At 47.9% G+C, this 11,046-nt stretch carries 10 protein-coding genes and 1 tRNA gene; 7 read left to right on the top strand and 4 right to left on the bottom strand.

Going from position 1 to position 11,046, the window contains the following annotated elements; all coding sequences use genetic code 11:
- Position 1 precedes the first annotated feature (1 nt).
- The gene (locus CWO84_RS10320) at positions 2 to 391 is read right to left on the bottom strand and encodes a lipocalin family protein (RefSeq protein WP_033159357.1); all 390 of its coding nucleotides are present in this window, start codon (positions 389 to 391) and stop codon (positions 2 to 4) included.
- Between the two features lie 197 nt (positions 392 to 588).
- Here CWO84_RS10320 and CWO84_RS10315 point away from each other — a divergent pair, with 197 nt between their 5' ends.
- The 3 genes from CWO84_RS10315 (at position 589) to CWO84_RS10305 (ending at position 2,439) form a co-directional block, all read left to right on the top strand.
- Positions 589 to 1,299: a hypothetical protein gene (locus CWO84_RS10315; protein WP_033159358.1), complete on the top strand. Its 711-nt coding sequence runs from the start codon at positions 589 to 591 to the stop codon at positions 1,297 to 1,299.
- A 249-nt stretch (positions 1,300 to 1,548) separates the two neighbouring features.
- A tRNA-Leu gene (locus CWO84_RS10310) sits at positions 1,549 to 1,635 on the top strand.
- Positions 1,636 to 1,815: 180 nt separating this feature from the next.
- On the top strand, positions 1,816 to 2,439 hold the full coding sequence (locus CWO84_RS10305; protein ID WP_101052578.1) for a hypothetical protein: 624 nt from the start codon (positions 1,816 to 1,818) through the stop codon (positions 2,437 to 2,439).
- On the opposite strand, the gene CWO84_RS10300 is transcribed toward CWO84_RS10305, so the two are convergent.
- Together CWO84_RS10300 and CWO84_RS10295 are read right to left on the bottom strand one after the other, a co-directional pair.
- Complete coding sequence (locus CWO84_RS10300) at positions 2,432 to 3,484, bottom strand: ecdysteroid 22-kinase family protein (RefSeq protein WP_225892861.1); 1,053 nt, start codon at positions 3,482 to 3,484, stop codon at positions 2,432 to 2,434. The genes CWO84_RS10305 and CWO84_RS10300 overlap by 8 nt on opposite strands.
- A gap of 461 nt (positions 3,485 to 3,945) precedes the next feature.
- Positions 3,946 to 5,355 carry a Fic family protein gene (locus CWO84_RS10295; RefSeq protein ID WP_101052576.1) on the bottom strand — a complete coding sequence of 470 codons (1,410 nt, stop codon included), beginning with the start codon at positions 5,353 to 5,355 and terminating at the stop codon, positions 3,946 to 3,948.
- A 3-nt stretch (positions 5,356 to 5,358) separates the two neighbouring features.
- Here CWO84_RS10295 and CWO84_RS24935 point away from each other — a divergent pair, with 3 nt between their 5' ends.
- The 4 genes from CWO84_RS24935 to CWO84_RS24155 all read left to right on the top strand — a co-directional run bounded on the left by CWO84_RS24935 (position 5,359) and on the right by CWO84_RS24155 (position 7,825).
- Entirely contained in the window at positions 5,359 to 6,291 is a 933-nt protein-coding gene (locus tag CWO84_RS24935; RefSeq protein WP_240618023.1) for a transglycosylase SLT domain-containing protein, read from the top strand.
- An 18-nt stretch (positions 6,292 to 6,309) separates the two neighbouring features.
- Positions 6,310 to 6,621 carry a flagellar transcriptional regulator FlhD gene (locus CWO84_RS10285; protein WP_101052574.1) on the top strand — a complete coding sequence of 104 codons (312 nt, stop codon included), beginning with the start codon at positions 6,310 to 6,312 and terminating at the stop codon, positions 6,619 to 6,621.
- A 68-nt stretch (positions 6,622 to 6,689) separates the two neighbouring features.
- Complete coding sequence (locus CWO84_RS10280) at positions 6,690 to 7,169, top strand: FlhC family transcriptional regulator (protein WP_240618022.1); 480 nt, start codon at positions 6,690 to 6,692, stop codon at positions 7,167 to 7,169.
- A gap of 77 nt (positions 7,170 to 7,246) precedes the next feature.
- Positions 7,247 to 7,825 (top strand): hypothetical protein, encoded by a 579-nt coding sequence (locus CWO84_RS24155; RefSeq protein ID WP_133120664.1) that lies wholly within the window; start codon positions 7,247 to 7,249, stop codon positions 7,823 to 7,825.
- Between the two features lie 3 nt (positions 7,826 to 7,828).
- Here CWO84_RS24155 and CWO84_RS10270 read toward each other — a convergent pair whose 3' ends face one another.
- Positions 7,829 to 11,026 carry a conjugal transfer protein TraG N-terminal domain-containing protein gene (locus CWO84_RS10270; RefSeq protein WP_101052569.1) on the bottom strand — a complete coding sequence of 1,066 codons (3,198 nt, stop codon included), beginning with the start codon at positions 11,024 to 11,026 and terminating at the stop codon, positions 7,829 to 7,831.
- Positions 11,027 to 11,046: the final 20 nt, after the last annotated feature.

Genomic DNA, 11,046 nt, shown 5'->3' with positions numbered 1-11,046 from the left:
TTTATTTTTTAGACATAAAGAAATAAACGGTTTGGCACTTCAAAACCATATTGTTGCCGGATTTTTCGATTGCCTCGCAGGTTTCCATCTTCGAGCGACCCGGCGCCGCCTGTTTGACAATCTTGCCGCCTTCGACGGCGTAATTCAGCACAGCCCGCATTTGGTCAAGTCTGGCATGCGAATCGTTTTCATGGGTCATGCCTTCGATAGTGCCGTCATCTTTAAACGTCCAGGTAGTATTGGAACTACGGGCCTTGCTGCCATCACTAGTGTTAGATTCTTTATCGATTTGCCATGTACCCAAAACATCGGCTTTGGTCAGCTGAACTTCCGCTGTGGCGTGAAAAGATAAAAACAATAAAGCAACAGCGGAGAGTTTAATAAATTGCATGGTAAAGCCTTTTTGAGATTATGTTTTTAGAGCTGTCGATTGTAACACGGAGCCGGAGGCAGCCTCCTTTACTTGAATACCGCAGCTATACTCAAGCCAAACTAGTCAGACGACGCCCCTACAATCGGCCAATAACGCGGCTTAGCCAGGTTAAAATCCATCCAAGAAAACGCACATCACAAGTTTGCTGAATTTATATGTCCGAAGACATCCTACATTTTACCTACCGCTTAAGCGCAGAAGATTACGACAGCGCCGATTTCCTAATCGAAGTTGATAAACAAAGCATGACCCTTATTTCTGCCGCTCCCCCTCCCTATCCTCTATGGACGGAGCTCACGTATCAACAATGCCGCAATTGCCCGTTAAAACCTGAGCAGGTTCCGCACTGTCCTGTCGCGATTAATTTGGTGTCACTGTTAAATTTATGTGGGCACCTAGTGTCCCACAAGCAAATGGCTGTAGAAGTCATTACCGATAGAAGAACCATACGCGCCGAAACCACTGCTCAACATATCGCCAGTTCGATTCTAGGCTTAATTATGGCCACCAGCCCGTGTCCGCATACTGAATTTTTAAAGCCAATGGCACGTTTTCACTTACCCTTGGCCGATCAAACTGAAACGATTTACCGAGTAACCACGATGTTCCTATTGGCACAGTATTTTCGGCAAAAAGACCACCTACCCTATTCCCTGGAACTGGATGAACTGCTCGCGCTATATCAAAACTTACAAGTTATCAACCTCCATTTAAGTCAACGGTTAAAAACTGCGATTAGCGAAGATGCAGCGGTAAACGGCGTGATTTTACTGGATTTATTGTCAAAGTCGGTTTCTTGGTCAATCGAAGACGGTCTTGAGGAAATTCATCATTTATTCGATGGATACCGCAAATTAGCTCAATAGTCTGCCGACAAAAACTTTCTTGCACAAACTATCGCTCGCCAATGGAAGCAGCCAAATAGACCAAGCCACCCTAATACCCAAGCCACTGCCTCAGAACGACTGAGTCACGTGGCGACAACAACCAATCCTTCAGGAGTGCCGACGTTAAGCTGCTCAGCGATGTGTATAATCATGATGTGTATAATCATAAGGTTGACACATCCCATCCATACACTTATAATAACTAAATTACTTACCTAGATAAGTAATGCCGAGGTGGTGAAATTGGTAGACGCGCTAGCTTCAGGTGCTAGTAGGGGTAACCCTGTGGAGGTTCAAGTCCTCTCCTCGGCACCATAATTAATTGCAGATGCAATATTATGGTGAAAAAGAATAACTGATTGTTTTATAAAACATTCTTTTGATTCTTTTTTCCTTGCCACATGCTTTTCTTTGCTACATTTCGTAGCATCATTCTTCCTAATAGTCGTTCTTAAAGTCCCTTTGGCACAAATATGGCACATTGGGAGTGCATTTATGGCTACTATTCGCAAACGACTTGGTAAGTACCATACGCAAGTTCGCAAAAACGGTAAAAGCATAACCAAAACTTTTACAACTAAAGCAGATGCTTTGAGATGGGCAAAAGAACAAGAAGTAAAGATTGAACAAGGCAACTTTACGGACAAAAAAGAAAACGTAACCCTTGCATTTTTGCTGGATCGTTGGGAAAAAGAAGTTCTTGTTCACCTTAAAAGCTGGAATGTAGAAAGGTACAAAGTTGCATTAGTGACAAGAGAACTCGGCAATCTTCCCCTGGAACAAGTAACAAGCAACTTGTTATCATCTTATAGAGAAAGTCGGCTTACACTAGCCTCTAATCAAACAGTCAAACATGAATTGAGCTTGATTAAGAGAGCAATGAAAAAAGGAATTGAATGGAACTACGTATCAACTGTACCAGTTGTAGCCTCTCCTTCCCTCAAAGGACAAGCAAGAACAAGAAGACTTAACAGGCTGTTGAAATTTTTGTGGGTTCATATACCCGCCAAATTATCTCCCCTATCGAGAGATTCTCCGCCAAATAGCATCGACCCAATTCTCAGATCAAATTCAGTATATAACCGCCTTCCAGAAACACTGGGAAAAACACTTATATAGATAACGCAGAATAGCTATCGTTATCGTCAACCGCCGCTGAAACGCGCGCAATTAACTCCAAGTTGCTATTGCGCTCCATCATACCCCCTATAGCCAAGGTAACAATCATCGCTTCGAACGGATACACCAAATGAGCACGGTAGCGTTGGTAATACGTTTCTTCGTCCAAGTCGCTAATCCCCTGACTAGCTAACGCCGCCATGTATAGCTTCAGCAATTGTTTTTCATGAGCACGCCGAGACTCCGGCTTCAGCGATGTCGCTAAAAAATAAGCGAGGTCACTAACACCCTCACCCATCCGCACCAATTGCCAATCCAGAAAGCCTGGCTCAGAGTGATTCCAAAATAGATTGCCTGGATGACAATCATGATGCACCAAGGTCTGCACACCGGTTGCCAATATCCTGGTGATTCGCCGCCGATCCGCTGCATAGCGCAACGCGGATCTATGCAATTTGCTGGGCACCAAGCGCCCTGCGCGATCAAGGCCACGCTTCATCAAGGGCACAGCCAGTAAGGTCCCCATATGATTCTCGACATTGTGACTAAAACCGTTTAACCAGCGATGCGTTTTCAATAGCCCAGCATTGCCCCAATAGTGAGCATGAAAAACAGCGAGCTTTTCAACCACCTGCTGAGCTTGCTCCAAGGACAGAGCGTCTGCGGTAAGCCCGGGCCTAAATCCCAGCTCATCCAAATCCGCCATTACCAATGTAGTACCGCGCCCTAACAGACTTTCAGCCGCTAAAATTTGCGGCACACTCACCGGAACCCCCTGAGAAAGCGAATTATAAAAATGAACTTCCTTATGCAATAAACGCGGTATGGCGGTAATCGCTCTGGACTTAATTGCCAGCGACGGCGTTTTTACAAACCACCGACTTGGAACGACGCCGATGGCGTCATGATTCACGGTTAGCCGCAAGCGCGTCGATGTGCCAATATTGACGGATCGAATATCTACTGTACGTACTTTGGCACTGGTTGCGTATCTATCAACAATACGTTGCGCCCATTGCCGAGATAATTGATCCGGGTGATTCACGACAATATGATCTCTAAAACGGCTCAACATCGGATTAGGCCTGTCTCAAATATTTGATAAATCGAAATATTAGCCGCCGTATTCATTCAATTTAACTTTATCGATCAATCAGTGATTAATTATCAAAAACGCTATGTATTCCTATAGTTTTTCAAGCAATAAAAAACCCGCCAAGTCAAGTAACTTGCGGGTTATTCAATATTCAATCTCAAAAAACTTGGTCGGGACGGCGGGATTCGAACCCACGACCCCTTGTCCCCCAGTCAAATAGAGTTTTTTATCAATCAATAAAATCAACAACTTGCAGATCTCGCAATTTAAAATCCTACTACAGTTGCACCAATATCAACGTTATTTATATGTTGCAGTACTACGATTTTACTACACCAATGCTACACCGAAGCATGTTACAAATTAGGCTCCAGGAACAACTGATGGTAACGATCTAGTAATGAAATATATTATTCCACATGATCAGTTTGGTATTGTTGCTGCCATACTGAGAACTCCAGCGGACGCAGCCCGAAACGAATTGCATTTCCCGCATGCAAAGTTTTAAGTTCGTTTTGTATCAAAATAATGAATCGTTGCTTGTCTTCTGTAGACACTGAATCTGGAATCCCTGCCATGATCGATGTTTCATCCGCAGTCATTCCCTCCCTGACAATGGCTCGTATCACTTCAGCCAGTTCGTTTCGATAACGTAATCGAACGATATCCGGCGGCACGAGCTGCTGCTGCACGGCAACGTATTGCTGACATGAACGCTCGTAAGCCCAGATGTAGACATCTCTCAACAATTCAATTCGATTCAGCTCATAGACTCCGAGGACCGCGTCCACGTAAGCCTGTTGAGGCACATCGATAAAGGACAGTGGACAGAGATTGTGCTGAATCAGCGGGATGTTGGCCGCCAACCGCGAAACCCGTTTGTTGACGTCTTCGAAGGGTTGCAAGTAGGGCAAATGCACCATTAGGAAAAATGATTGTTCAAACGGATCGCTGATTTCAGCCGCCATAGTCATGACAATCCCAAACAACTCCTCAATCCGTTGCGGCATCGCAATCGGCAAATAAACACTACCCCCGATATCGACCGCACGATTGCGAAGGCGACCACAACTCATCGGGTCCGCTAACAAACCATCCGATAAAAAGGCATGTACGGCAATAATAGTTTCTGCTGCAACGCCGGCGTGCTCGGTGTCGCGTACCAAATATTCAATAGCCGACTTGTGATTGAGGATCATCTGGGTTTCCATGACATCCTTACCTTCAGCCGCCTGACCGAATTCGATCAAGCGTTCGGTATCTAGTCGGCTATAGGTATTGCCTTCCAATCGTGATGAAGCCCACGATAAATCAATGAGTAAGCGATTCAATATGTCACGAGCAAACGTGCCGGCCGGGGTTTGTTCAGCCGGCGACCGGCCCAAGGCATGCAATTGTTCACGTAAACTGGCTGGTAAGTAATAGGTGTTGTTTGGATAGTACTGCCCCAGAAAATCGGGTTGGTAGCTGACGGGAGATCGTTGAGTCCAAGGTTGACGAATAAAGGACTTAATCTCTTCGCCTTCTGGCGAAATGGGAATATAGACTTCGTCAACGAATTGCCGGCTCGAACCATCAACGACATCAACCGAGTCGAAACCCTGACCAGGCTTTGCAACTTTATACTTCAGTGCTCGCCCATCGCCTTCGCTAAAAACGCGGCGCTCTGCTACCAATGTGGCCAGGCGGCGTTGCAAAGTACGCCCCTTGATTTCAAAGTCTAGCTGTTGCGCAATGTCTTTCGCACCAATACCTTCAGGATATTGGGCAATCAACTTCTCGACTCGATCCAGCTCTTCTGATGGGACTATTTTTGGCATGATTTGATTTTTGGTGTCGCGATTAACTTTAATGTGCCATTTAATATGTCACCAAACCAAAAATCGCGCCATAAAAATATTCTTGGTGGTACACACATAAACATCAGCCACAATCAACCCACCCAAGTCATCACATTCCTTCCGATCATAAGATCAAGTAAAAAAGCAGGGCAAAACTCAGAGGATCGGCGAAAAACAGCTAAAAGAGAGGTTTTTCGAACATATAGAATTTTTGGCAACGTCGTAAACTCGCTTCAAGATCAAAACGGTGAGCTGACGATGTTCATTATTCACAAAATAAATCAAGAGTTTAAGTCACCTGGCATTTCAATCCAAATCCCTATTAAGCACCTTTGGATTGGCTTGATCGGTGGCCTTTGCATCATCAGCCAACCCATGGAATCAATGGCTGCTGATTCCATTCAAGCGAATGGCAACAGCCAACAGTCCCTGGCATCAAACACTAAATTACAAAACACGCAGTGGGGACAAGTTGCCCGTAGATATCGCATTGACCCCTATATTCTGTATGCCGTTGCGCTCACGGAGTCGCGAAAAAACGGTGAACAGAATCGTGTCATGCCCTGGCCCTGGGCCATCAATAACGCTGGCAACTCATTTATTCCTAACAGTCAGCAGGAGGCAGAAGCTTTACTTAATGAAATGTTGGATCAGGGCAAGCGCAATATCGATGTCGGCATTATGCAAGTGAATCTGCGATGGCATGGCCACCGCGTTGCGAAACCTGAGCAACTATTGATTCCGAGCACCAATCTCGAAATCGGCGCTAGCGTACTCTCAGAGGCCATCCAATCGGTGCCAGACAATCCCGCTCATGGTATCGGCCGATATTACAGCTGGAAAAACGAGCCTGCAGCCATTCAGTACGGACAAAAAGTAATCGCCTTGGCGAATCAAATCCGAGCGATTCTTTAGCCAATAAAGGATTCCAGAATGGAGGAAAATCTCTACAAACTCAATCTCGACTACCTCATCGTCGCTCAATCCTTAATTTTGTCCGAGAGCGAACAGAAAGCCATGTTCTGCCTGGGCTTAACGGCAGACGCGGTTTCATTGATCAGAAAGATGCCGCTCGAACAGTTGAAGATCCTGGCTCGAAGCGATTGCCTGACCTTTATTCCCCGTTTCAATCCCCACAAATGGAGCGAATTCCTAAACACCCCAAAAGCCGAAGTCCCGGATGTACTCGACGCACGAGCCATCGATCTACTGATGCTTTTGTCCGCCCACCCTCCAGAGTCATGAGTAGTCATTGCTCCTTTACTGCTCGGCTCAATGATCAGTATTGGGCCTATCAATTACTGAGACGAAAGTTGCGCACAAAATTGGCCAGTCGGGCCATCAAAACCCTGCGCCCCAAAGACTTGTGTAACCTTTATTTTTCGCTGCACCGAGAAAGTCCAGTATCTGGGCTAATTCCCAGCATTACATCGCTACCGCAAGCGCGCGAGTCGTTTCTGTACATGGCCCTATTTGCTTCAATCTATCGAAGCGCTTGTCCGGGTGATATCAGATCGAAAATAGACCTGAACGCTATGATTTTTGCCTGGGATACTTTTTGCACACTTTATCCAAACCATATTCAGGAACGCCGACCGTTTGGCCGCATAAGACCCGCAAATTTCGATGAAGCCTGGATTATCACCGAAGCCCTGAAAGATAGACTCGCTGAATTACCTTACTGTACGACCTGCCATACCCCCTATCTGGTCATTCATGGCTGTAAATACCAACAGGTCTGTCAAATGTGCGTGTTAAACCAAATGCATAAAGCCAAAAACATCATTGGCTAATTGATTCTTTCAAAGAATCTTGGGATAGTATTCACTAGAATTTAGGATCAGCTGAATACTCGAAGTGGAGGCCAATCATGGCGACATTTTCATCCGGATTAAGCCGACAAGATACCCGAAAACCCTCAGTCTTTGCCGGACATCATGCTACGGTGATTTGCAACGAATGCAACCGGTCCATGGTGCCGAGAGTGGTCGTTTACTATGGCCGACCAGTCAAGTCAGTTTGCCCTTTCTGCGGCGCTACGTTTGCACGGTTTCCGAGTGGATTACAGCAATTTTTACAACAGTTTTCCCAAAAAATTGTTTCATTCGCTGCTTTTAAACGAATAGCTTTGGTAGCCACTGGCTTTGGTTTGATTTGGCTTCTTGCAACGATTGAAATACTGCCTAGCGAGATGGAAGCCCTTGGGATTTTCGGTAGCATCATTTTCAGTGCTTTCGGCCTAACTGAACTTTGTTATCAAACTATCGAATTCATTGCGGAACAATTATCGCACAAGAGTAGCTATTATTGGTCAGCAATAGCTTTGATCGCAATTCTGATTCAGTATGTTAGAGATGATCTCACTCGTTATGTCGTAATGGCTTCCTTCCTGATGATAGTTCGATGGATACTAGCCGGTTTTGCAGCCGCTAGAAATTATTCTCAGTAAAAGTTAATAGTTTATGCGGCCTCGCGCCCGATTGTAATTCCCAATCTGGTCAATCAGATCCATGCGGCCTTGACCAGCTGCACTTTTAAGTAGCCTTGCGATATCATTACCTTCGACACTGCCTTCCTCTTCTATTAACTGGCTTCTTGCAATACCAAGGGTGCCGCCATATTCGCCAGCAACTGCAATTCCTGCAAACGCTTCAAAAATAGTAGCTCGATAATAAGCCTGCTGACCTGGAGTCAACCTATCTGCAACTTCGTTTACTCTCTGATCTGCCCATATTTCCGAGGCGTCTTTAAAACCTGAATACGACTGGTTTGACGCATACTTTATCGAATCCCAAATACTCATCCCTTTTGCCTGACCCTGTTGTACAAACTCAGCAAACTCTCGGATATGTTGATTGCTAACGGAGCCCACAGCTTCCAGATTCTTCACTGAGTTGTAAAGGCCACCACCCAAATAATCAAACGACGCCTCAGCTACCGAAGGCGTCTCATTCGCCGCGGCCGCAATCGATTGTCTAAAATGCTCGGCTTTGACATTAGCCAATTGCCCAAAGCCTTGGCTGGACTGTTGTTCGCGTTCAGCCAGATTTCGATCATGTTGTGCTTCGACACGGCTTTCGCCACCGGCAATTTTCCCCTTCGCTGTACGAATCTGTGCCTGCGCACGCTGACCCAATGATTCGGTTTCAGCACGTGGGTCTTTGAGCTGAGCCTGTTCGACAGCGGTTTTAACCATACCAGTTTCCGGCGCATTGGCTTTCAGCGATTCGTTCTGGCTGGCATTCAAGGTTTGATCGGCCTGCGGTGCATTAAACGCATCACTCAGCAGTTGATAACCCGAGATTTGCGCCTGGTGCGATTGTTGATCATCCAGGGTTCGGTAACTGGGTGACGAGAATCCGGTCAGTAACGACATCCCGGCAGCGGCATAGGCCTGATCGGCATCGCTGATCCAACCAGCGGCTTTCCACTGCGATGCAAGTCGTTGGGTATCACCACGCAGCCCATATTGATCGAGGGTTTGATCCAGGCGCTCCATCAACGTGTTGTCATGAGCGATCTTGTAACCGGTTTCCGCCGCGCCGAAACTCGCCTGCGTCCCGAAGCGTTGTTGGGCCGATAGGGTTTGTTGATAGGATTCGCTAGCAGATACCGCGTCGGTTGCGCTGTGTTGCAACGAGGACAAAGATTGATTTTGCAGTCCCATTGAGGCGACGTTTCGGGTACCGGTTTGCGCATCCAGTGTCAGGCTTTTCGCCAACCCCGCTTGATAGCCCTGACTATCATTGACCGTTTGACTGATGTCGGCGGCAATAGCATCGGACTTGTCCTGACTGACTTTGAAATCGTTCTGCAAGCGTCCAGAGATGACTCCGCTCAATTGGTCGCCACCCAGCTTGGCCCCGGCATTGGCACTGCCGGCCACCAACGCCGAGAACTGATCGGCTGAAATCCCGGTATCAGCATGTTTCTTGGCAAAGGCCTCGCCGAACTGACGATTATAGGCATCGGTATCACTGGAACTGCTGGCAATCTGATTGCCCAACGAACGGCTGTCAAACGCATCGCTGGTGATGCTGGCCGATTTTGAGGCCGTGGACGACACGCTATGCATGAAGCTGCTTGTCGCCTGTTCGGAAGCGCTGTAAGCCGACGAAACCGCCGCACTCATATCCTTGCCGGCCGTGAAAGTCGGCAACACCTTGTCGACGCCGGTTTGAGTAACCGCCGACAATGGACTGTATTGATGCTGCGCCTGAGCATTCAATACCGGCGCCGGACTGATCACATCGGGCGTGGCGATTCTTTCGTTAATGGTGTCGCCGCCATCCATGCGTCCCAGGAAATGGGTGGCCGTCACCGCACCGCGATAGATCAACATCAACGTGATCGCCGGCGTCGACGCCGCCAGCATGCCGCCGATTGACAGCCATTGCTGCAACTCCATGTCCAGCTGGTAAATGCCCATCATTGACGGCAAGTTGTAAGTGGCCGTGGTCAGTGCCGCCATTTTGCCGGCGACCGACATCTGTATGAAAAGATTGATCACCGCCAGTATCGGCATCCACAATTGGATCCACAGCAACATGGAAAAATAGCCGATGTTCATCCGGATGCCGACATTGCCCAGCATCACCACAAAGGCCATAATCGGTGCGATGGCATAACTCAAACCTTCGATGAAGGCCATCATCGGTCGTACGATCTTGGCAAACAGCGTTTGCTCTGCCGCCCATTGGGTATTGCGTTGCTGAATGGCTTGTTCGACCATCGCCGCCTTGTTCCAATGCAAGCCGTCTTCATGCCGACCAATCACGCCTTTCTCAAACATGGGCATGATCGCTGACATTAGCATGTAATTGGCGGCATCGACCACACCGAGCCCTGCCAGAGCATCGAAGGCATCCTGGATTTTCGGCACCGTGTCAGCTGCCGCCGGCACACCCAAGGTCGGTTGCAACAACCCTTCCAGCGCCGTCGCAAAGTTCCCATTCGCCACCACACTCAAATCAGCCCAGGCATCGGTGCAGGTTTTGGTTTGCGGTTGGCCGCCGACATAGATTTGAGTCATGTAGATGTCGGAATCGAAGCGGATGGCATTCAGGGGATCGGCATCGCGCAAGATGGCGTCCACCGATTTTTGATTCAGATCGACACCGGTCAAGGTGCATTCGCGCACGTAATTGGCAAACGAGGTTTCCATGTCGCTGCCGGCATTCGGCACGTTGGCCGCGCCTAGATTCACCCGCGACAACAAATTCTTCCGCACCGCCGTCAAAGTCTGCAAACTGTCAGCAAAGCCGTTGCCGGTCATCGATGGTGTGCCAAAGCCTTGTTCGAACAATCGGGTGGTGCGATAGCCCATATTCGACATCACGCTACCGACCACCGCTGGACCCAAGGGTACATTGTCGACCACCACCACGCTACCGGTATAAGCATCCTCAATCGACACCCGCACCGACGGCGCATACAGCATCAGCCACAACACATAAGCCAACAGCAAATCCTGATAGCGAATACCGCGGCCATCCCATTGCAACAAGGCCCTCAGCATCACAATGATGACGCCGATCAAGCCGCCGACTGCGGCCGCAGTGCGGTAATCACCGGTACCGGAGATCATCGCGATCGCATTCAGTACAGCTTGCAAATAGGCGGAATCGCCCACGGAGAAGATTTCAAACATGGGCGACCTGCCTTTTAAAC

The organism is Methylomonas sp. Kb3 (genome assembly GCF_002834115.1).
Lineage (GTDB): Bacteria > Pseudomonadota > Gammaproteobacteria > Methylococcales > Methylomonadaceae > Methylomonas > Methylomonas defluvii.
Note: the sequence above shows the minus strand (reverse complement) of the source record. Positions and strands in the feature narration are given on the sequence as shown.